Origin of the sequence: Streptomyces sp. NPDC048516, assembly GCF_043199875.1 — a bacterium.
Lineage (GTDB): Bacteria > Actinomycetota > Actinomycetes > Streptomycetales > Streptomycetaceae > Streptomyces.
This window is the reverse complement of sequence record NZ_JBICWS010000008.1, coordinates 284,315-306,611: the sequence shown is the minus strand read 5'-3', so window position 1 is coordinate 306,611 and position 22,297 is coordinate 284,315. Positions and strand designations below refer to the sequence as shown.

Annotated in this window: 18 protein-coding genes and 1 riboswitch; of the genes, 10 read left to right on the top strand and 8 right to left on the bottom strand. The window is 69.3% G+C overall.

The genetic code is table 11. The annotated features are described in order from the left end of the window. Nucleotides 1-46 precede the first annotated feature (46 nt). Together ACGFR7_RS18760 and ACGFR7_RS18755 are read right to left on the bottom strand one after the other, a co-directional pair. On the bottom strand, nucleotides 47-2,317 hold the full coding sequence (locus ACGFR7_RS18760; RefSeq protein WP_393320034.1) for a hypothetical protein: 2,271 nt from the start codon (nucleotides 2,315-2,317) through the stop codon (nucleotides 47-49). 97 nt (nucleotides 2,318-2,414) lie between these two features. Next, nucleotides 2,415-2,816 carry a hypothetical protein gene (locus tag ACGFR7_RS18755; RefSeq protein ID WP_393320031.1) on the bottom strand — a complete coding sequence of 134 codons (402 nt, stop codon included), beginning with the start codon at nucleotides 2,814-2,816 and terminating at the stop codon, nucleotides 2,415-2,417. 360 nt (nucleotides 2,817-3,176) lie between these two features. Between ACGFR7_RS18755 and ACGFR7_RS18750 the strand changes: the two genes are divergently transcribed. Both ACGFR7_RS18750 and ACGFR7_RS18745 read left to right on the top strand, forming a co-directional pair. Beyond that, nucleotides 3,177-4,049: a hypothetical protein gene (locus ACGFR7_RS18750; RefSeq protein ID WP_393320028.1), complete on the top strand. Its 873-nt coding sequence runs from the start codon at nucleotides 3,177-3,179 to the stop codon at nucleotides 4,047-4,049. Between the two features lie 329 nt (nucleotides 4,050-4,378). After that, nucleotides 4,379-6,484 carry a hypothetical protein gene (locus ACGFR7_RS18745; RefSeq protein WP_393320025.1) on the top strand — a complete coding sequence of 702 codons (2,106 nt, stop codon included), beginning with the start codon at nucleotides 4,379-4,381 and terminating at the stop codon, nucleotides 6,482-6,484. Nucleotides 6,485-6,702: 218 nt separating this feature from the next. On the opposite strand, the gene ACGFR7_RS18740 is transcribed toward ACGFR7_RS18745, so the two are convergent. The 6 genes from ACGFR7_RS18740 to gcvT all read right to left on the bottom strand — a co-directional run bounded on the left by ACGFR7_RS18740 (nucleotide 6,703) and on the right by gcvT (nucleotide 12,659). Next, complete coding sequence (locus ACGFR7_RS18740; protein WP_393320022.1) at nucleotides 6,703-7,095, bottom strand: type II toxin-antitoxin system VapC family toxin; 393 nt, start codon at nucleotides 7,093-7,095, stop codon at nucleotides 6,703-6,705. After that, complete coding sequence (locus ACGFR7_RS18735; protein ID WP_393320019.1) at nucleotides 7,092-7,364, bottom strand: hypothetical protein; 273 nt, start codon at nucleotides 7,362-7,364, stop codon at nucleotides 7,092-7,094. Before ACGFR7_RS18735 ends, ACGFR7_RS18740 begins: the two co-directional genes overlap by 4 nt. Nucleotides 7,365-7,664: 300 nt before the next feature. Further along, nucleotides 7,665-9,050 (bottom strand): L-serine ammonia-lyase, encoded by a 1,386-nt coding sequence (locus ACGFR7_RS18730; RefSeq protein WP_393320017.1) that lies wholly within the window; start codon nucleotides 9,048-9,050, stop codon nucleotides 7,665-7,667. Nucleotides 9,051-9,652: 602 nt separating this feature from the next. Further along, nucleotides 9,653-10,912: a serine hydroxymethyltransferase gene (glyA, locus tag ACGFR7_RS18725; RefSeq protein ID WP_393320015.1), complete on the bottom strand. Its 1,260-nt coding sequence runs from the start codon at nucleotides 10,910-10,912 to the stop codon at nucleotides 9,653-9,655. Nucleotides 10,913-11,006: 94 nt separating this feature from the next. Next, entirely contained in the window at nucleotides 11,007-11,384 is a 378-nt protein-coding gene (gcvH, locus tag ACGFR7_RS18720; RefSeq protein WP_393320013.1) for a glycine cleavage system protein GcvH, read from the bottom strand. Nucleotides 11,385-11,531: 147 nt separating this feature from the next. After that, a complete protein-coding gene (gene gcvT / locus ACGFR7_RS18715) occupies nucleotides 11,532-12,659 on the bottom strand; it encodes a glycine cleavage system aminomethyltransferase GcvT (RefSeq protein ID WP_393320010.1) in 1,128 nt (375 codons plus the stop codon). A 151-nt stretch (nucleotides 12,660-12,810) separates the two neighbouring features. Next, nucleotides 12,811-12,906, bottom strand: a riboswitch (glycine riboswitch). 347 nt (nucleotides 12,907-13,253) lie between these two features. Between gcvT and ACGFR7_RS18710 the strand changes: the two genes are divergently transcribed. From ACGFR7_RS18710 to ACGFR7_RS18675, 8 genes are all read left to right on the top strand, one after another. Continuing rightward, on the top strand, nucleotides 13,254-13,883 hold the full coding sequence (locus ACGFR7_RS18710; protein ID WP_393320008.1) for an AAA family ATPase: 630 nt from the start codon (nucleotides 13,254-13,256) through the stop codon (nucleotides 13,881-13,883). Nucleotides 13,884-13,975: 92 nt separating this feature from the next. Further along, on the top strand, nucleotides 13,976-14,773 hold the full coding sequence (locus ACGFR7_RS18705; protein ID WP_393320005.1) for an enhanced serine sensitivity protein SseB: 798 nt from the start codon (nucleotides 13,976-13,978) through the stop codon (nucleotides 14,771-14,773). A gap of 62 nt (nucleotides 14,774-14,835) precedes the next feature. Further along, nucleotides 14,836-15,636 (top strand): enhanced serine sensitivity protein SseB C-terminal domain-containing protein, encoded by an 801-nt coding sequence (locus ACGFR7_RS18700; protein ID WP_393320002.1) that lies wholly within the window; start codon nucleotides 14,836-14,838, stop codon nucleotides 15,634-15,636. Between the two features lie 408 nt (nucleotides 15,637-16,044). Further along, entirely contained in the window at nucleotides 16,045-17,043 is a 999-nt protein-coding gene (locus tag ACGFR7_RS18695) for an ABC transporter permease (protein WP_393320000.1), read from the top strand. Between the two features lie 118 nt (nucleotides 17,044-17,161). Beyond that, a complete protein-coding gene (locus ACGFR7_RS18690; RefSeq protein ID WP_393319997.1) occupies nucleotides 17,162-18,913 on the top strand; it encodes an ABC transporter substrate-binding protein in 1,752 nt (583 codons plus the stop codon). A 79-nt stretch (nucleotides 18,914-18,992) separates the two neighbouring features. Then, nucleotides 18,993-20,003, top strand: a complete 1,011-nt coding sequence (locus tag ACGFR7_RS18685; protein WP_392373283.1) for an ABC transporter permease — start codon at nucleotides 18,993-18,995, stop codon at nucleotides 20,001-20,003. Then, on the top strand, nucleotides 20,000-21,106 hold the full coding sequence (locus ACGFR7_RS18680; RefSeq protein ID WP_393319995.1) for an ABC transporter ATP-binding protein: 1,107 nt from the start codon (nucleotides 20,000-20,002) through the stop codon (nucleotides 21,104-21,106). Before ACGFR7_RS18685 ends, ACGFR7_RS18680 begins: the two co-directional genes overlap by 4 nt. Next, nucleotides 21,103-22,269 (top strand): ABC transporter ATP-binding protein, encoded by a 1,167-nt coding sequence (locus ACGFR7_RS18675; protein ID WP_393319992.1) that lies wholly within the window; start codon nucleotides 21,103-21,105, stop codon nucleotides 22,267-22,269. Before ACGFR7_RS18680 ends, ACGFR7_RS18675 begins: the two co-directional genes overlap by 4 nt. Nucleotides 22,270-22,297: the final 28 nt, after the last annotated feature.

Here is a 22,297-nt window from a genome sequence, read left to right as displayed (position 1 = left end):
CGGCAGAGAGAGGCGGCGAGGTCGGGGTGCGAACGGGGGCCGGAAGTCAGGGGAGACGGCGTACGGCGTGCAGGAGTTCCGCCGCGGCCGGTGACGGCCGGTCGGGGTCGGCGGCCCATTGGCCGAGGTAGTAGTCGAGCCGGTCACGGTGCTTGCCCGGCCTTCTGGCGACTCCGGTGACCAAGGGGCGCAGCGAAGCAAGGACGTCCCGGTCGCCGTTTCCGTACGTGGTGACCCATGTCCGCAGCGCTTCGAGCGCCCTGTCCTGGACAGGCCTACGGGCAAGAGACCGGGCCCAGAGTTCCTCGAGTTGCGGCTGGAAGTGCGAGCAGCGTGCGAGGAGATACGGCAGCGGCTCGGAGCGCCGTGCGCCGGAGGTCCCCGTGTCCGAACCCGGCTGAAGTGCGGTGAACAAGAACGCCGAGAGGGTCTTGGACACCATGGGCGACCGGTCCTGCGGGACCGACCACTGCAGGAAGGCCGACAGTACGTCCCGGCCACATCCCTGGTCGATCAGATGCACCGCGCTCCACGCGACGGGCAGGAGATTGGCCCAGTCGTCCCGCCAGCCGAGGGCGGTGCGCAAGACGTCCATGGCCCGCCGGGGATCCTGCCTGCCGAGCAGGCCGCCGACCGCGGTCGCCGCGGTCTTGGCGAGTCGGCGGTCGGCCGCCGAGCCGCCGGGGGTCACCCACTCGTCGAGCAGGTCCCAGGCCCATGCGGAGTGTTCCGGCCGGCCTGCGACGACGGAAAGGGCGGTGGCGGCGCCCTGCCGCAAGGGCCACGACTGACTTCCCGCCCAGGATCTGAGGTAGCGGTGGAGCGCGTGCTGCGGGTCGCTCCAGGCGAGGACACCGGCCGCGACGGCGGCCTTCGCCCGCACCTCCGTGTCCCGCCCACGGAACAGAAGTTGGCGCAGCCAGTCCACGACGAGCCCCCGGTAGCCGTCGAGAGAGGTCCAGGCATAGGTGAGGACGGTCTGCCGCAGCAGCGGGCTGCGGAATCTGACCTGTGGCGGCCAGCCCTTCCCCGCTGCCGGCGGGTCCACGACGATCCACGGCTGTTCATGGGCCAGCCGGTCGCTGAAGCGCAGGGCGACCGGGGACGGCGCGGGCGAGGCTCCCAGATCCGTGGCCACCGCCGCGTACAGCTTCCACGCGGCGTCGGCGACGGTCAGATAGCCGGAGCCTTCCAGTACCGCCGCCGCCAGAGCGAAGCAGACCGCGGCCGGGTTGTCGTGCCGTACGAACCACTGGTGCACCTGATCGCTGGGATCACGCATCCGGGCCACCTCTGCGGCCAGGTCCCGGCCGGCGCGTAGAGCGGAGGACACGCGTGCCGCGATGTCGGGCTGAGGCTGCTCGCGCAGAAGATCCCGTGCGCCCGATGAGGCCAGGGCGCGCTGGAGTTCTTCGATTGCCGACTCGTCGGGCGACGCCCCCAGGACGCGACGCTCCACGATCCGGTACGGGTCGAGGGCGCCCAGCTCCCGCCAGACATACGAGGACCGGTCGGCGGCCCTTGCGAGGGCGCCCCGTGGCGGGCCTGTCGCCACCACCATGAAGCAGTCGGCGGATTTCAGCGCGGCGGCGGTGGAGGTGAGCTGGTTGAGGTCCAGCGCACGGGTCGCCTCCATATCCGTCTCGTCGAGGGCGGTCACATAGCCGGCGTACTTGCGATGCGGCTTCCAGCCGGGGCTCAGGACGGCGACGGGGTCGGTGACGCGGTGGCACGTGGTCTCGGTGCCCGCTCCGTCCTCGGCGAGCGCCTCCGCGAGCAGGTTGACCGCGCAGGCCTCACGCCCCGTTCCAGGGGGAACGGCAAGGATCAGCAGACGCGACGCGCGCAAGGACTCCAGCATCGCGGTGTAATGGGCGGGTGGCACGAAGTCGGTACTGTGGGCGTCTTGTTGATCCTCCTCGATAGGGACACACTCGACGGCGGAGGGACCGCTGCCGCGCAGCCCGCCACCCACGGTGAATCCTCCGCCGAACGAGACCGTGTCCTGGAAGAGCGCGAGCGTCCCGATGCGGAGGCCGGACGCGTCCTTCTGCAGACGTTCGGTGATCAGATCGGCGAGAGAGGCCGCCTGAGCCGCTTCGGCACGTTCGGCCGCGTCCTCGCTGCCCGACGTCAGCAGACGCAAGGCATCGGCCTCGTCGACCGGACCGTCCCCATCGGCGGGTTCGGTGGTCTCGGTGGTGAGGCTGGTGTCCGAGGCGGCCTTCGAGGCGCCTTCGGCACCGGGCCCCGGGGCGCCGTCCTCACGATCACGCTCATCGGACGCTCCGGGCTCAGTGCCGGTGGAGCCGGTCATCGATGTACTACCTTCCGGCCTTGTGTCCCCGCGGACAGACAAAAGTCGCTGAGGGGCAAAATGAGGTGGGAGAGGCGCGGCGTCGACTACGCCGCGGTCAGTTGATGTTGAAGTCGCCCTGGAACTCAACCTTCTCATTGAAGGTTGTCGCGTTCTTGATGACCGCGGCGTTCACCGAACCCGTCCCTTTGGAGGCTCGGGCCGCCACGGACGCGTGGACCAGCGTCGTGACGTCTGCCTCGAACTGCGGGTCCCTCAGCATGTACGCGTGGACGAGGCGCCTCAGTGCGTCCACCGCCTGCTCATCGTCCGGACTGTCGAGGGCAATCCCGAGTGCGGCCGTGGCATCCGCGTCGCCACCGAAGCGCTGTCTGATCCGCTCGACCAGCTGTGTCACTCCCTGCCACGTGCTCCGCCCTGCCTCGCCACCCGCTGACTCGAGTGCGCCCTTGGCGACAAGAGCTGCTGCCGCGAGGGCAGTTGCTGTGATCGGCTCCATGACCGTGGAGTCCCTTCCCCCGTTGACACGTGGCGCCAGCGCCCCGGAGGGCGCGATGTGGCGACCCAGGTTAGGGGCCATGGCTGTCGGCTCTCGGGGAGAGATTCCAAGGTGTCTGAAACCCATCGCTTGAGACCGGACGGAGGAAGCGTCTAACTCAACCGTCAATACGGCGTGTTGGCTGTCGTGAGCGCTGCGCCCGGGCCGAATCTGGAGCGGCGAGGGTTGGCTGGTTCGTTGCGTTGGGGCGGGCGTGCATGGTGTGCGGGGTTGTGTGCCTGCGTCAGGCCGAAGGGGGGGCGACGGTGCGGGTTCACTTGGCCCGAGGGGCTCCTGGTGGCCCGGCGGTAACCTCGCTGTATGGAATCTCCCGGTGGCGTCCACCAGCTCGGTTCTCTGGTGGACGAGGTGCAGCGGCTGGAGGAGCTCGGGCGGCTGTCGCAGTGTGAGCAGGCGGAGGAAGTCGAATTATTTGTCCGCGAGCTGCAAGAGCGCTATGCGCGGTGGTATGCGCTGGCCCTCGGCGCATTGCCCAGTGAATTGCGTGCGCGGTTTCAGGGGGAGCATGAAGGAAGTTACCCGATCCGGCCGAAGATCAAGCATTTCATGAAAAATCCCCGCGAGAAGTGGGTGCTATACACGAAGGTTCCAAGATTCTTGAAGGGTCACGGCCCATGGCAGTATCCCGTCGACAGCAGCTTCCTCGAGCCGCTTCGGGAGCAGAAGCGGCTTCTGTTGCTGGCGCTCGGGCAGGTGGCTGCAGAGGCCGGGGTGCTGGGGACGCTGGAGCGTCTTGCTGGCATGTCGGAGCGGTTGGCGCAGGGGCTGGCGATCGTCCGGCGCGAGAGCCGGGGGCGACCTGGATTTCGTCTCGAAGATGAGTACGATCTACAGCGTTTTCTCCATGCGCTGCTCGTACTGCACTTTGCGGATGTCCGCCCGGAGGAGTCCACCCCCAGCTGGGCCGGCGGCTTCTATCGCATCGACTTTCTCCTCAAGAGGGAGAGGGTAGCGGTGGAAGCGAAAATGGCCTCGTCGTCGCTGGGCGCCAAGAAGATTCGGGATCAGCTTGTGGCCGACATTTTCGGGTATCGACACCACCCGGAAGCCGCCGGCTTGTTCGCCGTCATTTACGATCCCGCCCGCCGCATTGATAATCCGCGCGGATTCGAGGAAGGCATGAGTAGCGCCAGTCCGGACTTTCCGGTGCGGGTGGTGGTCGCGGGCGGATAGGCCCGCGACTTGGCTGCCGGCACTTGGTGAACGGGCCTGCTCAAGGGATGCACGCCCGCCACCAGGATGTGCATTGTCCCGGTACCAGGTAACGGTCGTCGCACGCGGCGCGGTGCCGATCGAGTTCGGCCGGGACTGCGTACCGTTCTACGTCGCAGATCCGTACGACGAGGCCCCGTCTGTCGTCATCCGGACGCTCGAAGCCGCGGTCGGGCGAGGGCAACCACCACTATGTGCTGCCCATGGGGTAGCCGGCGACTTGTCCTCGGCTACCGTTGCGCGTCGCGGCTGGGCGGTAGCGTTGCGTGGCAAGGAGTGCTGCGGACACGTTGGATGGGCTCATGCGGATGCGGTTCGAAGCCGGGGCCGAGGAGGAGTACGAGGCGGCGCGCGGGTTGCTGGTCGACCGGCTGGTCCGGTGGGCTGGCGAGCAGGGGCTGCCGGTGGACGAGTTCCTGGCCGAGGTGGCGCTGGACTACCGGCACGAGGCGACTGCCGACGGTCGGCTGGGGCTGTGGGAGCCGCGGCATGTGGAGGAGTTGGTGCTCTTCTGGCTGCCGCAGACGGTCACCGAACTCCCCGGGGAGGAACGCGGCGACGCCCCGGGCACGTTGCGCACGCTGCTGCGCTATCTGCACGCCGCGCAACTGGCGGACCCGCGCGGTCCCGCATTTCAGGACTCCCTCGCAGCGGTCGACGCGGCAGCGGAGCAGTACCCGGCGGCGATGGCGGACCGTAGCCGCTGGGGTCTGGCGAAGTTCTGGGCGACGGCGGCTGCCGAGCAGGGCGTGGACGTCCGAAACGGGGCGGCGTTGCAGCGATTCGCGGAGCGGGCCCAGCGAGGGGAGGCCGCCTACGACGAGCAGGCTCTCGGCGCGATCATGGAACGGCGGATGACCGGCTGTGCGCTGTCCGACGCGGCCCGTGCAGAGCCACAGCTGCCTGTGGCACTCCCTCCGGACGGCGAACTGCGCCGACGGGCCGAGGAGTCAGCGATCGTGGCGCAGTTGCGGGGGCTCGCCGAGTGGGCGGGGCGGGACGGCCGTGCGGTGACGGCGGCTGGGCGGCTGCGGATGGCCGATGCCCGCGAGCTGGTGGACGTGCTGGGCACCGGCGACAACGCCGAGGGGGTACGCTCCTCAGCCGACCTGCCCCGGCTGGAGTTGCTCGTGGAGTGGGCGAAGAAGGCGCGGCTGGTCCGGGTGGTCAAGGGGCGGTTGTACGCGGTGGCCAAGGCCCGGCCGGTGCTGGCCGACCCGCTTCAGCTGTGGCTGCGCGCCTTCGACGCGTGCGTCGAGCTGCGGCAGGCCCTGAAAGGTGCGCGCAGCGGCTGGCATCTGGAGTCGATGCTCTTCGCATTCTACGAGGACGTGCTGGAGGACGTACTGAACACGCTCTACAGCCTGCCGTACCCGATGCCCTGGCCGCGGCTGCGTGACTCCGTATACCTGGGCTACCGGGCCCAGTTCCAGCTGGACGGCGGGTCGGACGCCGCGCACCGGATGTGGTTCGAGCATGCCGACCGGGACCTGCGCACGGTGCTCGACGTGCTGGTCAACCTGGGTGCGATCAAGCGCGATCGGGGGATGGCCGATCCGGTGTTCCTCGATACCGACCTCTCCGACGCCGGAGACGAGCTGCCTGCGGACCTACCGCCGGAACTCGCGGAGCTGCTGGGCGTCGCGGGGGCGGCCGCGGACCCGGCGGCGCAGGAGCGTGCGCGCGCCCAGCGTGAGGAGCTGACCGCCGGGCCGGTCGAGCTTTTCCGCCTCACTGACCTGGGCACCCGGGCGGTACGGCAGCGGCTCCTGGCGGTCGGCCGGGACGCGCCGCTGGTCGGCGAACTGACCCATGCCTCGGCGGCCGGCCTGCTGGGCGTGCTGGCCGACGATTACCCCCCGGACACCGCCCGCGCGGAGCTGGCCGGCTGGATTTCGGCACGCGGCGAGCGGGATGCCGCACTGCGTCAACTCGTCGAAGCCGTAGGTTCCATGCCTTTCCGGGTGCGTGCGCAGGCGATGCTCGCTGTACTTCTGGCGGCGTTGCCGGACGGCGAGGGCGAACGGCTGCTGCGCCAGTTGCGTGGCGATGCTCAGCTCGCGCCGCTCGCGCTGAGCGAACTGGCGCACCATGAATTGCTGCCTCCCGAGGACATGACCGACGCCGAGCATCTGCTGGTGCTCGCCGAGAGCCTGCTCCAGCTCGTGGAGCTGGCGGGCGGCCGGGACGGCGCCGAGGAGGCGCTGCGCGCCCAGGGCATCGAGGCCAGGGATGCGGTTGCCGCCGCACTGGACTCCGCGCACCCGGATCGGTCCGGACTCGACGAGCTCAGGCAGCTGGCGGCACGGGCACTGGGTACCCCCGGTGCTCTCCTCGGCCGCGCCCGGAAGCCCAGGCGCCCCGCAGGCAAGAGCGGCCGCCAGCGGCGCCGCTGAGTGGAACAATATCGTCCACCCCGCCGGCGCCGGGCGAGACCGGCGCCTGTGTACGGATCGGGCAGCGGGAAGCGGATGGGTCCCGGCGTCGTACGTCCTCGGTGGCACGCTACCGTCGGGGCCGTGGCCGAAGGATGGGACGAAGACGGGCTGCGGGCTGTGCGCGGCGCGCTCCACACGCAGGGATACCCGCGTTCCGTTGAGCCGCGGTCTCGCGGTCACACCTTGACGATGCGGATGCCGGGGCCGCACAGCATGAGGAGGTCCTCGGGGTCCGACGTCAGGACGGTCACAGGGGCGGGCGAGGCGAGTGCGGTGGCGGTCACGATGGCGTCGAGGGCGTATTTGTGGCCGTGCAGCCCAGCTGCGGCGAGGAGCTTGCTGGCGTGGCGGGCGATGGCTTCAGTGGGCGGGACGATGTTCACGCGGGAGACGGCGTAGTCGAAGCGGGCCTGGTTGACCTTGGGGTCGCGGGCTTCGACCAGCGTGACGGAGCTGGTGACCACGCGGATGTCCTCGGCCTCGGCGGCACCCAGCCACTCGGTGAGTTCAGGGGAGCGTCGCACGAGTTTGGAGAGCCCCTCGCAGTCCAGGATGAGTGTCCCGCTCACGCGGCGTCCGCCGAGCCGGCCGTGTCACCGCGCAGGATGGCTCGTTTGGCCTCGACCGCTGCCTGGTCCACCGGGCCGTGTTCGGCTTCGGCGTCTTCGATGAGTTCACGCAGCCGATCCCGCTCCAACTGGCGCTGGATGAGGGCTTCGACGTAGGCAGACATGCCTCGCTTGCCGGTACGTGCCTTGAGCGCGGCGATGGTGCCTTCATGGAGGGAGACGGAGACCGGACGGACAGGGCCTTCGCCGGGAGCGGAGGAGATAGCCATGGATCCATTTTAACAAAACTCTTGTTATTGGGTGCTCGCTACCCGTGGCCGGTCCTCGCGCAGACAGCGCCTACCTAGTCGTCGTAGTGGTACTGCTCGAAGGGCGCCAGAGGGAGGGCAGGTCGTCGAGCAGGTGCGATGAACCCCCAGGTCAGACACCGATCCGCGAAGGATTTCCCAGGGACTTTTCAGGGACTTTCAGCTCTGCCCGAGGGAGATCTCAGGGACTTCCCACCGCGCAAGCAGGGAAGGCCCCGACAGCGCCGAAAGGCACGAACGCGCTGGTCAGGGCCTGTTCCCTCAGCACTCGATGATGTTGACGGCGAGGCCGCCGCGGGCGGTCTCCTTGTACTTGACGCTCATGTCGGCGCCGGTGTCCTTCATGGTCTTGATGACCTTGTCGAGGGAGACGTGGTGGCGGCCGTCGCCGCGCAGGGCCATGCGGGCGGCGGTGACGGCCTTGACGGCGGCCATGCCGTTGCGCTCGATGCACGGGATCTGGACGAGGCCGCCGACGGGGTCGCAGGTCAGGCCCAGGTTGTGTTCCATGCCGATCTCGGCGGCGTTCTCGACCTGCTCGGGGGAGCCGCCCAGGACCTCGGCGAGGCCGCCGGCGGCCATCGAGCAGGCGGAGCCGACCTCGCCCTGGCAGCCGACCTCGGCGCCGGAGATGGAGGCGTTCTCCTTGAAGAGCATGCCGATCGCACTGGCGGCGAGGAGGAAGCGGACCACGCCGTCCTCGTCGGCGCCGGGCACGAAGTTGATGTAGTAGTGCAGGACCGCGGGGATGATGCCGGCGGCGCCGTTGGTGGGGGCGGTCACCACCCGGCCCCCGGCCGCGTTCTCCTCGTTGACGGCCATCGCGTAGAGGGTGGTCCACTCCATCGCGCGGGCGGCCGCGTCGCCCTCGGAGCGCAGGGCGCGGGCGGCGTTGGCGGCCCGCCTCCGCACCTTCAGGCCGCCGGGAAGGATCCCCTCGCGGGACATGCCGCGGGTGACGCAGGCCTGCATGACCTGCCAGATCTCCAGCAGCCCGGCCCGGATCTCCTCCTCGGTGCGCCAGGCCTTCTCGTTCTCCAGCATCAGGGCGGAGATGGACAGGCCGGTCTGCTGGGACAGCCGCAGCAGTTCGTCGCCGGTACGGAAGGGGTGGGTCAGGACGGTGTCGTCGGGCACGATCGGGTTTTCGCCGGCGACCGCGTCCTCGTCGACGACGAAACCGCCACCCACCGAGTAGTAGGTCTTCTCCAGCAGGGGTGCGCCGGAGGCGTCGTACGCGAAGAGCGTCATGCCGTTGGCGTGGTAGGGCAGGGCCCGGCGGCGGTGCAGGATCAGTTCGGCCGACTCGTCGAAGTCGATCTCGTGCGCGGCGCCTATCTCCGCGCCCATCAGCCGCAGACGCTTGGTCTGCCGGATGCGCTCGACCTCGGCGTCGGCGGACTCGACGTCGACGGTGCGGGGGGAGTGGCCCTCCAGGCCGAGGAGGACGGCCTTGGGGGTGCCGTGGCCGTGGCCGGTGGCGCCCAGCGAACCGAAGAGCTCGGCGCGCACGGTGGTCGTCTGGGCGAGCAGACCGTCCTTCTTGAGGCGTCCCACGAACATCCGGGCGGCGCGCATCGGGCCGACGGTGTGGGAACTGGAGGGGCCGATGCCGATGGAGAAGAGGTCGAAGACGGAGATGGCCACGGGGGCGGACTCCCTTGTCTGCTCGTGGTGGACGGTGGAGCGGTGAAGCGGTGGAGTTATGGGGCAGAGGGGACGTTTCTGCGCCGTTGGTCGAGCGTAACGCGGACGCGGTCCGGTGCCGTCGGACGGAAGCCGTCGGGTTCGCGACGCCGCGGGTAACGAAGGGTGACGGGCGGTAATGGGTGGCGCTGGGGGCAGCGGGCGTCGTCGGTCGGTGTGGAGAGCGGCGGGTGTGGAGAGCGGCCGGGGTGGCGGGGAGGCCTGGAGACCAGGGGCAGGTGGCGGTACCGGGCCGTGCACCGGCCGGTCCGCCTGTCGAGCAGGCGTGTGGCCGGTGGTGTTCGGCCGTGCCTGCTTCGTGCCCGGTCCTGATCCGCGTTGCGGGGGAACCGGCCGGAAACCGCCTTCCCTTCCATGAGAGGGCGGCTGCCCGCCACCGCACCGGTCATGCATGCCACGCCCGCCCCACCGGCGGCACGGTACCCGCGCGAAGCGCAGGCAATGAGCCCGGGACCGACGACCCCGGGCTCACCGTCGTGCGCCGTCGTGCACCCCGCGCCCGCCGGTCACCGGCGGGCAGCGGGCTCAGTGCGTGAGTCGCGTCACAGGGACGGGTACAGCGGGAACTTCTCCGCGAGTGCGGTGACGCGGGCCTTGAGGGCTTCGGCGTCGTAGGCGGGCTTGAGGGCTTCGGCGATGATGTCGGCGACCTCGCGGAAGTCCTCGGCCTGGAAGCCGCGGGTGGCCAGCGCCGGGGTGCCGATGCGCAGGCCGGAGGTGACCATCGGGGGCCGCGGGTCGTTGGGGATCGCGTTGCGGTTGACCGTGATGCCGACCTCGTGGAGGCGGTCCTCGGCCTGCTGGCCGTCGAGCTCGCTGTCGCGCAGGTCGACGAGGACGAGGTGGACGTCGGTGCCGCCGGACAGGACCGAGACGCCGTGCTGCGTGACGTCGCCTTGGACGAGGCGTTCGGCCAGGATCCGGGCGCCGTCGAGGGTGCGCTGCTGGCGCTCCTTGAAGTCCTCGGAGGCGGCGACCTTGAAGGAGACGGCCTTGGCGGCGATGACGTGCTCCAGGGGCCCGCCCTGCTGGCCGGGGAAGACCGCAGAGTTGATCTTCTTGGCCAGCTCCTGGGTGGAGAGGATCACGCCGCCGCGGGGGCCACCGAGGGTCTTGTGGGTGGTGGTGGTCACGACGTGGGCGTGCGGCACCGGGCTGGGGTGCAGGCCGGCGGCGACCAGGCCGGCGAAGTGCGCCATGTCGACCATGAGGTAGGCGCCGACCTCGTCGGCGATGCGCCTGAAGGCGGCGAAGTCGAGCTGGCGCGGGTAGGCGGACCAGCCGGCCACGATCAGCTTGGGGCGGTGCTCCTTGGCCAGGCGCTCGACCTCCTCCATGTCGACGAGGTTGGTCTTCTCGTCGACGTGGTAGGGCACCACGTTGTAGAGCTTGCCACTGAAGTTGATCTTCATGCCGTGGGTCAGGTGCCCGCCGTGGGCGAGGTTGAGACCCAGGATGGTGTCGCCCGGCTTGATGAGGGCGAACATGGCGGCGGCGTTGGCCTGGGCGCCGGAGTGCGGCTGGACGTTGGCGGCCTCGGCACCGAACAGGGCCTTGATGCGGTCGATCGCGATCTGCTCGACGACGTCGACGTGCTCGCAGCCGCCGTAGTAGCGGCGGCCGGGGTAGCCCTCGGCGTACTTGTTGGTGAGGACGGAGCCCTGGGCCTCCATGACGGCGACGGGGGCGAAGTTCTCCGACGCGATCATTTCGAGGGTGGACTGCTGGCGGTGGAGTTCGGCGTCGACGGCGGCGGCGACATCGGGGTCGAGCTCGTGGAGGGAGCTGTTCAGAAGCGACATGAGTCTTCCTGGGGGAGTCAGGGGCGCGAGGGGGTCCCCCGGACGGAGCCCGGGGGAGCTTCCACGGGGGCGGTGGCGTAGGGGGCCGGGTGGCTCAGCTCTGGATGAAGGCGGCGTACTCGTCGGCCGAGAGCAGTTCGCCCGGCTCACCGCTGAGCTTCACCTTGAACAGCCAACCGCCCTCGAACGGGGCGGAGTTCACCAGCGAGGGGTCGTTGACGACATCCTCGTTGATCTCGGTGATCTCACCGTCGACGGGCGAGTAGAGATCGCTGACCGACTTGGTCGACTCCAGCTCGCCGCAGGTCTCGCCCGCCGCGACCGTGGCACCGACCTCGGGGAGCTGCACGTAGACGACGTCGCCGAGCGCGTTGGCCGCGTGCTCGGTGATGCCGACCGTCGAGACGCCTTCCTCGGCGCCCGACAGCCACTCGTGCTCCTTGCTGTAGCGCAGCTGCTGGGGGTTGCTCATGGCTCGATTCTCCTGTACGCGAGGGTGTGGTCGTGAAGGGGGTCGCCCCTGGTGACGCCAAGGGGGAGGGTCTTGCACGGTGAAACACGCGGGTGCGCGCGGGTGCGCGCCGCTGCCGGGTCCGCCCCGGGTGAGCTCCCGCTTCTGCTACTTCTGCCGCTTGTAGAACGGCAGAGCGGTGACCTCGTACGGCTCATGGCTTCCACGGATGTCCACGCACACACCCTCGGCGCCCGGTGTGGCGTAGGCGGCATCGACGTAGGCGATGGCGACCGGCTTGCCCAGGGTGGGAGAGGGGGCCCCGGAGGTGACCTCACCGATGACCGTGCCGTCGGCCGTGACGACCGGGTAGCCGGCGCGCGGGACCCGGCGGCCCGTGGCGATCAGGCCGACCAGCTTGCGCGGCGGGTTCGCCTCGGCGCGCTCGGCGGCCGCCGCCAGCGCGCTGCGGCCGACGAAGTCGCCGTTGTTGGTCGTCTTCTCGAACTTCACGACCCGGCCCAGACCCGCGTCGAACGGTGTGGTCGAGGTCGTCAGCTCGTGCCCGTACAGCGGCATGCCCGCCTCCAGGCGCAGGGTGTCCCGGCAGGACAGGCCGCAGGGCACCAGACCGGCGTCCTTGCCGGCCTCGGTCAGGGCCTCCCAGAGGGCGACCGCGTCGGCCGGCCGGACGAACAGCTCGAAGCCGTCCTCGCCGGTGTATCCGGTACGGGCGATCAGCGCCTCGACGCCGGCGACGGTGCCGGGCAGGCCCGCGTAGTACTTCAGGCCGTCCAGGTCGGCGTCGGTGACCTTCTTGAGGATGCCGGGCGACTCCGGGCCCTGCACCGCGAGCAGCGCGTAGGCGTCCCGGTCGTCGCGGATCGCGGCGTCGAAGCCGCCCGCCCGCGCGGTCAGTGCGTCGAGCACCACCTGGGCGTTGGAGGCGTTGGCGACGACCATGTACTCCTGGTCGGCCAGGCGGTAGACGATCAGGTCGTCGAGGATGCCGCCCCCGGCCTCGCAGATCATGGTGTAGCGGGCGCGGCCGGTCTTCACGCCGCCGATGTTGCCGACCAGCGCATAGTCGAGGAGGTCGGCGGCCTGCGGGCCGGTGACGGTGATCTCGCCCATGTGGGAGAGGTCGAACAGGCCGGCGCGGGTCCGGACGGCGACGTGTTCGTCACGCTCGCTGCTGTAGCGCAGCGGCATGTCCCAGCCGGCGAAGTCGGTCATGGTGGCGCCGAGCGCACGATGGGTGGCGTCCAGCGCGGTACGGCGGGGGGCATCAGTCATGGTTCCGGGCTCCCAGGCAGGGGTGACAAGACGTTCTCCCCATCTGTCATCGGAACCTGAGAGGTTCACCGGGATCCCGCGAACGGACCCGGTTTGCACCTTGGGTGGAGCCGCCCCGTGTGCCGGGCTGCGGCTCGCTTTTCAGATCTGCCTCGCCTGCGCGGTATAGGGGCCTGAGAGATTCAAGGGAGGACTTGCTCCTTCGGCGCCCCGCCATGGCGGCCGGGGACTCTCCCGCGCGGGTTACAAGCGGCCGGTATGCAGTTGGCGGTGCACAGGTGAGACGAGATGTGCACGTGGCGGCCACATCATTGCACGGGATCGCCCGATAGAGGAGCCCCCGCCGCCGCCCCGCCCATGACGTGGGCAGATCGGACAATAGCCTTGATGGGCATTACCTTTTCTTGACACTCTGCGGGTAGGGGACGGACTCGAACCGGAGCAGAACCGGACGGGGAGGACGATCGCGTGCACAGTGAAGCGGCATTCGGAGCCACTTCAGGCCTCGTGCCTCCGGCCGTCGCGCCTCCGGCCGTCGCGCCTCCGGCCACCGCGCCCGCGGTGCCGCCCGCCGCCGGGCCCCGGGCAGGCCGGATGCCGCGGCCCGTCGTCCGGCCGGGGCGCGGTGCGAAAATCGTGGATCTGAGGGGCCACGGACGGGTGAGGGGGGCCACCGAGCTGCGGTTCCCGGCCGGCGACCTGGTGGTGGTCTCCGGTCTGCCGGGCAGCGGCAAGAGCACCCTGATGCACCGTGTCGTACCGCCGCTGGACGCGCACGGCGCCGTGGTGCACCGCATCGATTCGCAGGACGTCCGCGAGCGCTGGGAGCACGGCAGGCTGCGCCGGCTGCCGTACGCCCTCTACCGTCCGCTGGTCCGGGCCGCCCACTACCTGACGCTGGGCCGTGCGCTGCGCTCGGGGGACAGCGTGGTGGTGCACGACTGCGGCACCCTGGCCTGGGTGCGTGGCTGGATCGCGCGGTCGGCGGTGCGCCGCGGCCGCGGGCTGCATCTGGTGCTGCTCGATGTGGCGCCCGAGGTGGCGCTGTCCGGCCAGGAGTCGCGGGGGCGCGGGGTGTCGGGGTACGCCTTCGCGCGGCACCGCGGGGCGGTGGGCAGGCTGGTCGGCGCGGCGGAGTCGGCCCGGCTGCCGAAGGGCTGCGACTCGGCCGTTCTGCTCGACCGGCGGGCGGCGAGCGCCCTGGAGACGGTCAGCTTCGACTGAGTGCACCGCCACCGTGCCCCGAGGGTCCCTCCGCACGCCTTCTCGTCTAGGGTCTTTGGCCAGATGGCGCGGTTCGGAACGGGTGGGTGCACATGACATTTCCGCAGCAGGGGATACCGCAGCTGGCGTGGCCGGCGAACGAGCTCGAAGAGGTGCTGGCCGCCTCGGCCGGGCACCCGGGCGCCGGTGGCCGGATCGTCGAGGTGCTGGGCCGCAGCAGGGTCTGGGTGCCGCTGCCCAACGGCGGTGGACCGGAGAGCGCGGGTCCCGGCGCCCGCGGCCTCGATCTGCCCACCGTCGAGCTCGACGGTGCGGCCTATGTCCCGGTCTACAGCTCCGAGCAGGAGTTCTTGCGGGTGGTCGGCGCGCATATGTCGTTCACCGTCGCCCCGGCCCGGGAGTTCGCCCGCGGGCTGCCCCCGCGCATCGGCATCGCGGTCAACCCGGACGGCACGATCGGCGTCCCGTTGCCGCCCCCCGCGGTGGCCGAATTGTGCCGGGAGGGGCGCCAGGAGCAGGCCGGTCTGCCCAGCGGCGGCCGGGTGCGGCTCTTCGAGCCGGACTGGCAGGACGAGCCGGTGGACTTCCTGGCCGCCGCCGGACTGGAGTTCTCCGGCGCCGGAATTGTCCTGACTGCCCGGCGTGCCCTGGCAAGTGTCGAGGGCGACACGCCCGCGCTGTTCGTCGGTGTGCAGATCGGTGCGGACGCCGCGGCACTGCACGACGGCACCGCCCGCGAGGCGGTACTGTCAGCCCTCGGACGTGCGCTCGGCGCAGTGCCGGTGCCCTGGCCCGTACAGCTCGTCATGCTCGACCTCGCCCAGGGTGACCCGGTCGCCGACTGGATGCTGGAGCGTGTGCGGCCCTTCTACTCTCGGGACCACTCGTAAGCTGGACGGATGACGGGCGGGCGCACCCATGACGTGCCCTGCGGACAGAAGGGACGGACCACGTGAGCGCGGGTGCGCATCAGGGGCCGGCGGCGGCCGGAGCGCTGGAGCAACTGCTCCAGCAGGTCTCGCCCGGCCGTTACGACGCCTATGAGGCGCTGCTGCACGCGCTCGCCGCGGGCCAGGTCTGGATGCTGCTGTGGCACGGCCGGGCCGGTTCGCCCGATGCGCAGTACGGAAACATGGAGGTCGAAGGCCTCGGCTACGCGCCGTGTGTGACCTCGGCGCCCGAACTCGCCGCCTCCGGCTGGAACCGCGACCACGAAGTCGTCACCGGCCCGGAGATCGCCGCCTCGCTCTTCCCCGACCGCTGGGGCCTGTGGCTGAATCCGCATGCCCCCGGCGGGGGTATCGGCATCCCGTGGCTGGATCTGCGCCGTATCGCCGGTGGTCTGGACCGGCTGCCGGCCGGCCCGCTGCGGATCTCCGAACCGGTCATCGACATCCCGCAGTTCTACGCGCTGCTCGCTCAGAACGCGCACCGGACGCCCGCCGTGCGGTCGCTGCGCCGGGCCTGGGTGCAGCCGGCCCTCGGTGCCCCCTATCTGGCGATTGGTCTGGATCTGTACGACACCGGCCAACAAGCGGTGGATTCGGTGCGGTTGATGATCCAGCAGTCGATCGGCGCGGTTCCGGACGGTCTGCCCGTCTCGACCGTCGCGATGAACGACGAGTTCGACCCGGTCGGCATGTGGATGCGGGCCTCCACGCGCCCCTTCTTCGACCGTGACGGCTACGCCCAGCCACCGGGTCAGCCGGCTCCCGCGCCGTCGTACGGCTACGGCTACCCGCGCGCTTACTGACAGTCTGTCTCCGGCGCCCCGGGAGTAACGCCCGGGCGCCGGTCTTGTGGTGAATCGCCCCTGTATGCCCCGCGGTTGAGGACCTCTCCCGCGGGCGATCGCTCCGCTCAGCCCGAACTGCTGTCCGTATAACGGAAAGCCGTGGAGCACATCACAGTTGCGCATCCATTCCCCGTCAGGACTGGTGACTGATCGAGAAAGGGATGAAGACTCCGGAAACAACGGACCTCGGTCCTTTGTACGAGCGTCATCCCAACGGCGTCGCGTAAGCCTGAGAACTTCCATAGTGCGAACTTCCGCGATGCCCGCAGCGCTTGCTGCACCGAATTGCACCAGTGATGTGAACCAGGCCGCAATCCGCGGCGGGCAGGGGCCGGCCACCGTCGGCCGAGAGGGGTCAAAGGCACTGTGACCGCACCGATCGAGACCACCGGGGCGGCTGCTGAGGCGCAGCCGGAAGCGGTGCTGAAGGGCGTCGAGGCAAAGCGGATCGAGGGGCGTTCGCTCGGTCAGATCGCATGGCTGCGCTTCAGGCGGGACAAGGTCGCGGTGGCCGGTGCCATCGTTGTCATCCTGCTCATCGTCGTCGCCGCGCTCTCCCGTCCGATCCAGGCCCTGCTGGGGCTGGACCCGAACAATCCCAACCAGTCGCTGATCGACCCCAACACCACGCTCCCCAAGGGCGACCTCGGTGGCATGAGCGGGGGCCATCCCCTGGGCGTGGACCCGAAGTTCGGCCGCGATCTGCTCGCCCGGATCCTGGAGGGCTCCTGGGTGTCGCTGATCGTGGCGTTCGGCGCGACGCTGCTGTCGGTGGCCATCGGCACCGTGCTCGGTGTGGTCGCCGGCTTCTACCGCGGGCGGGTGGACGCCTTCATCAGCCGGATGATGGACGTCTTCCTGGCCTTCCCGCTGCTGCTGTTCGCCATCGCGATCTCCGCCTCGCTGCAGGGCGGCGCCTTCGGCATGGACGGCCTGCCGCTCCACATCTCGGTGCTGATCTTCGTGATCGGCTTCTTCAACTGGCCCTACATGGGCCGGATCGTGCGCGCGCAGACCCTGTCGCTGCGTGAGCGGGAATTCGTCGACGCCGCCCGCGGCATGGGCGCGCGCGGGCCGTTCATCCTCTTCCGGGAACTGCTGCCCAACCTGGTCGGGCCGATCATCGTCTACTCGACGCTGCTGATCCCCTCCAACATCCTCTTCGAAGCGGCCCTGAGCTTCCTGGGCGTCGGCATCCAGCCGCCCCAGGCGTCGTGGGGCGGCATGCTCAACCAGGCGGTCAAGTACTACGAGGTCGACCCCCAGTACATGATCGTCCCCGGCCTCGCGATCTTCGTCACCGTGCTCGCGTTCAACCTGCTCGGTGACGGACTGAGGGACGCGCTGGACCCGCGCAGCCGCTGACGGCTGCCGCGGGCGCCCGCTCCGACGCCCCCAACTGCATTACTGCGTTTCCGTGTTACTGCGTTACTGCGTTTTGAGGTTTGACCTTTCTCGACGAACGAAGGGGACACCGACCATCATGCGAAGGTCAGTTCCGGTCGCGGCTGTCGCGGCCATCACCAGTGCGGGCCTTTTGCTGGCCGGCTGCAGCGGGGGCAAGGGCTCCTCAGGGGGCTCCGGCGAGGCGAACGCCGCCACCAAGGGCATCGTCAACGCCTCGGACGCGAAGGGCGGCACGGTCACCTACGCGATCAGCGACGCCCCCGAGTCGTTCGACCCGGGCAACACCTACTACGCCTTCATCTACAACTTCAGCCGGCTCTACGCGCGCCCGCTGACCACCTTCAAGCCGGGCCCCGGCGCCAAGGGCAACGAGCTGGTCCCGGACCTCGCCGAGTCGATGGGCAAGCCCACCGACGGCGGCAAGACCTGGACGTACAAGCTCCGCAAGGGCGTCAAGTACGACGACGGCACCGAGGTCACCTCGCAGGACGTCAAGTACGCCGTCGAGCGCAGCAACTTCGCGCGTGACACCCTCTCGCTGGGCCCGAACTACTTCCAGCAGTTCCTCAAGGACAACGACGGCGGCTACAAGGGTCCCTACAAGGACAAGAGCAAGGCCGGTCTGAAGTCGATCGAGACCCCGGACGACCAGACCGTCGTCTTCCACCTCAAGCGGCCGTTCGCGGAGTTCGACTACCTGGTGAGCGCCCCGCAGACCGCCCCGGTCCCGCAGGCCAAGGACAAGGGCGCGGACTACACCAAGTCCGTGGTGTCCACCGGCTCGTACAAGTTCGAGAGCTACCAGGAGGGCAAGAAGCTCACCCTGGTCCGCAACCCGCAGTGGTCCGCGAAGACGGACCCGCTGCGCAAGCAGCTGCCGGACAAGATCGTCCTGAACCTGAAGGTCGCCCAGTCGACCATCGACAAGGACCTCCAGTCCGGTAACACCCTGGTGGACCTGGCCGGCCGCGGTGTCGACGGGCAGACCCAGGCCCAGCTCCTGACGAACTCCAAGGAGAAGGGCAACACCGACAACACCCTGGGGCAGCGCCTGGTCTATACGGCGCTCAACACCAACGTGAAGCCGTTCGACAACATCGAGTGCCGCAAGGCCGTCGAGTACGCCATCGACAAGAAGGCCGTACAGACCTCCCTGGGCGGCCCGATCCGCGGTGAGCTGGCCTCCACGGTCCTGCCGACCGACATCGAGGGCTACCAGAAGTACGACCTGTACCCGCAGAAGTACGACGGCGACAAGCTGGACCTGACCGAGGCCAAGAAGCACTGGGCGAAGTGCGGCGCCGGCAAGACCACGACCACGATCCTGGCCCGCAACGACCGCCAGGACGAGGTCGACGCGGCCACCTCGGTCATCGACTCGCTGAAGAAGATCGGCGTCACCGCCAAGATCCAGTCGTACCCGACCAGCAAGTACTTCTCGGACTACGCCGGTGTGCCGAAGTTCAACAAGAAGAACAACGTCGGCATGATCATGATGCAGTGGGGCTCGGACTTCCCGACCGGCTACGGCTACCTCCAGCAGATCCTGAACGGCAAGGCGATCAGCCAGTCCGGTAACGCCAACCTCTCGGAGCTGGACGACCCGGAGATCAACAAGCTGCTCGACACCGCCATCGCCAACACCGACAAGGCGGCCCGCGAGAAGGCGTACGCCGAGATCGACAAGAAGACGATGGAGCAGGCGGCGCTGGTCCCGCTCACCTACTTCAAGGTTCTGATGTACCGCTCGCCCAAGGCCACCAACCTGGTGTCCACCTCGGCCTTCAGCGGTCAGTACGACTACCTCAACATCGGCGTCAAGAAGTAGCAGCCCTGGAAGGCAGGTGAAGGCATTGGTGTCCGCGGGCCGGTGGTGAACCGGCTCGCGGCGCCGACGCCGCATCCCCGTGTTCTCGTACATCATCCGCAGGTTGATCAGCGCAGTGGTCCTGCTGCTGATCGTCAGCGCGGTCACTTTCGGCATCTTCTTCCTGCTGCCGAAGCTGGCCGGGCAGAGCACCGACCAGCTTGCCCAGCAGTACATCGGAAAGGCCCCCACGCCCGCGGACATCGCCGCGGTCAAGAAGAATCTCGGCCTGGACAAGCCCGTGTACGAGCAGTACTGGGATTTCCTCAAGGGCATTTTCGTCGGCGTCGACTACAAATTCGGTCCGGAAGCGGCCAAGTGCCATGTGCCGTGCTTCGGTTACTCCTTCAAAACCCATATCGAGGTCTGGCCGGAGATCCAGAACCGGCTTCCGGTGACGCTCTCGCTGGCCGCCGGCGCGGCCGTGCTGTGGGTCGTCTCCGGTGTCGCCACCGGCGTGCTCTCCGCGCTGCGCCCCGGCTCGCTCTTCGACCGGATGGCCATGGGCGTCGCGCTGGCCGGCGTCTCCCTCCCGATGTTCTTCACGGGAGCCCTGGCCCTGGCCCTGTTCACCTACCAGTGGCCGATCTTCGAGCGCAGCGACTACATCTATCTGACGGACGATCCGTTCGGCTGGGCCCGGACCCTGGTCCTGCCCTGGGTCACCCTGGCCTTCCTCTACTCCGCGCTCTACGCCCGGCTCACCCGGGCGGGCATGCTGGAGACGCTGAGCGAGGACTACATCCGTACGGCCCGTGCCAAGGGTCTGCGCGAGCGCAAGGTGGTCGTCCGGCACGGCCTGCGGGCCGCGCTCACCCCGATCATCACGGTCTTCGGCATGGACCTGGGCCTGCTGCTCGGCGGTGCGCTGATCACCGAACAGGTCTTCTCGCTCAAGGGGGTCGGTGCCTTCGCCGTCGAGGCGATCAACGCCAACGACCTCCCGAACATCCTCGGCGTCACCCTGCTCGCCGCGTTCTTCATCGTCATTTGCAACCTGGTGGTGGACGTTCTGTACGCCGCCGTCGACCCGCGGGTGAGGCTCTCGTGACCGACTCCTCCGAGGACAAGACCGAGGCCGCCGTGGGCGAACCCACCGCGGCAGGCTCCCGGCCCCCCTCCGCCTTCCTCGAAGTGCGGGACCTGAAGGTCCACTTCAACACCGACGACGGGATCGTGAAGTCGGTCGACGGCCTGAACTTCACCCTGGAGAAGGGCAAGACGCTCGGCATCGTCGGCGAGTCCGGCTCCGGCAAGTCCGTGACCTCGCTCGCCGTGATGGGCCTGCACCGCGCCTCGCGCCAGCAGCGCAGCAAGGTGAACATGTCCGGCGAGATCTGGCTGGACGGCAAGGAGCTGGTCTCCGCCGATCCGGACGAGGTGCGCCGGCTGCGCGGCCGCGAGATGGCGATGATCTTCCAGGACCCGCTGTCCGCGCTGCATCCCTTCTACTCGGTCGGCAGCCAGATCGTGGAGGCCTACCGGGTCCACAACAACGTGGACAAGAAGACCGCGCGCAAGCGGGCCATCGAGATGCTGGACCGGGTCGGCATCCCGCAGCCCGACAAGCGGGTGGACGACCATCCGCACCAGTTCTCCGGCGGTATGCGCCAGCGCGCCATGATCGCGATGGCGCTGGTCAACAACCCGGAGCTCTTGATCGCGGACGAGCCCACGACCGCCCTGGACGTCACCGTCCAGGCGCAGATCCTGGACCTGATCCGCGATCTGCAGAAGGAGTTCGGCTCCGCGGTCATCATCATCACCCACGACCTCGGGGTGGTCGCCGAACTCGCCGACGACCTGCTGGTGATGTACGGCGGACGGTGCATCGAGCGCGGCCCGGCCGAGAAGGTCTTCTACGAGCCCCAGCACCCCTACACCTGGGGTCTGCTCGGCTCCATGCCGCGCATCGACCGTGACCAGACGGACCGGCTGATCCCGGTGAAGGGTGCCCCGCCCAGCCTGATCAACGTCCCGTCCGGCTGCGCCTTCAACCCCCGTTGCCCGTACGCGGACGTCCCCAAGGACAACCTCACCCGTACGGTCCGCCCCGAACTGCGCGAGGCCGGCGGCGGGCACTTCTCCGCCTGCCATATGTCGCAGGAGGAGCGGGAGCGTATCTGGACCGAAGAGATTGCGCCGAAGCTGTGACCGAGACGACTGACGACCAGAACAAGAAGCTTCCGCTCCAGAAGACGGCGGACGCCCCCGCGGGGCCTGCCGCGGAGACCTCCTCCGACGCCGAGCCGCTGCTGCGGGTCCGGGGTCTGGTCCGGCACTTCCCGATCACCAAGGGCCTGCTCAAGCGGCAGGTCGGGGCGGTGCAGGCGGTCGACGGCATCGACTTCGACGTCCGTCCCGGGGAGACCCTGGGCGTCGTTGGCGAGTCCGGCTGCGGCAAGTCGACGATGGGCCGGCTGATCACCCGGCTCGACGAGCCGACCGGCGGCTCCATCGAGTTCCAGGGCCAGGACATCACCCATCTGTCCCCGGGCCGGCTGCGGCCGATGCGCCGGGACGTCCAGATGATCTTCCAGGACCCGTACGGCTCGCTGAACCCGCGGCACACCATCGGCGGGATCGTCTCCACCCCCTTCCGCCTCCAGGGCGTCGAGCCCGAGGGCGGGGTGAAGAAGGAGGTGCAGCGGCTGCTGGAGCTGGTGGGCCTGAGCCCGGAGCACTACAACCGCTACCCGCACGAATTCTCCGGCGGCCAGCGGCAGCGCATCGGCATCGCCCGTGCGCTGGCGCTCAAGCCCAAGCTGGTGGTCGCCGACGAGCCGGTCTCCGCGCTCGACGTGTCGATCCAGGCGCAGGTCGTCAACCTCATGGACGACCTGCAGGAGGAGCTGGGCCTGACGTACGTCATCATCGCCCACGACCTCTCGGTCATCCGGCATGTGTCGGACCGGATCGCGGTGATGTACCTCGGCAAGATCGTGGAGTTGAGCGACCGCAAGGGGCTCTACGAGTCGCCGATGCACCCGTACACCAAGGCGCTGCTGTCCGCGGTGCCGGTGCCCGACCCCAAGCGGCGCACCCAGCGCGACCGGATCCTGCTCAAGGGCGATGTGCCCTCGCCGATCAACCCGCCCTCCGGCTGCCGGTTCCGTACCCGCTGCTGGAAGGCGACCGAGGTGTGCGCCACCACCGAGCCGCCGCTGGTCGCGCTGCGGACGGGGCATCAGGTGGCCTGCCACCACCCGGAGAACGCGGAGACCACGGCAGGCGCAGCGGCCACGGCAGGCGCAGCGGACACAGCAGGCTCGGGGAACACCGGACCGGCGGGCGGTAAGGCCGCAACCGGCAAGTAACACTTGGGACTTGGCAAAGTCCTGGGTG

Bases quoted from the DNA above. Each gene is read 5' to 3' on its own strand.
- ACGFR7_RS18705 (WP_393320005.1), top strand. From the start codon at position 13,976: ATGACATTTCCGCAGCAGGGGATACCGCAGCTGGCGTGGCCGGCGAAC.
- ACGFR7_RS18710 (WP_393320008.1), top strand. From the start codon at position 13,254: ATGCCGCGGCCCGTCGTCCGGCCGGGGCGCGGTGCGAAAATCGTGGAT.
- ACGFR7_RS18760 (WP_393320034.1), bottom strand. From the start codon at position 2,317: ATGACCGGCTCCACCGGCACTGAGCCCGGAGCGTCCGATGAGCGTGAT.
- glyA (WP_393320015.1), bottom strand. From the start codon at position 10,912: ATGTCGCTTCTGAACAGCTCCCTCCACGAGCTCGACCCCGATGTCGCC.
- gcvT (WP_393320010.1), bottom strand. From the start codon at position 12,659: ATGACTGATGCCCCCCGCCGTACCGCGCTGGACGCCACCCATCGTGCG.
- ACGFR7_RS18750 (WP_393320028.1), top strand. From the start codon at position 3,177: ATGGAATCTCCCGGTGGCGTCCACCAGCTCGGTTCTCTGGTGGACGAG.
- ACGFR7_RS18755 (WP_393320031.1), bottom strand. From the start codon at position 2,816: ATGGAGCCGATCACAGCAACTGCCCTCGCGGCAGCAGCTCTTGTCGCC.
- gcvH (WP_393320013.1), bottom strand. From the start codon at position 11,384: ATGAGCAACCCCCAGCAGCTGCGCTACAGCAAGGAGCACGAGTGGCTG.
- ACGFR7_RS18690 (WP_393319997.1), top strand. From the start codon at position 17,162: ATGCGAAGGTCAGTTCCGGTCGCGGCTGTCGCGGCCATCACCAGTGCG.
- ACGFR7_RS18735 (WP_393320019.1), bottom strand. From the start codon at position 7,364: ATGGCTATCTCCTCCGCTCCCGGCGAAGGCCCTGTCCGTCCGGTCTCC.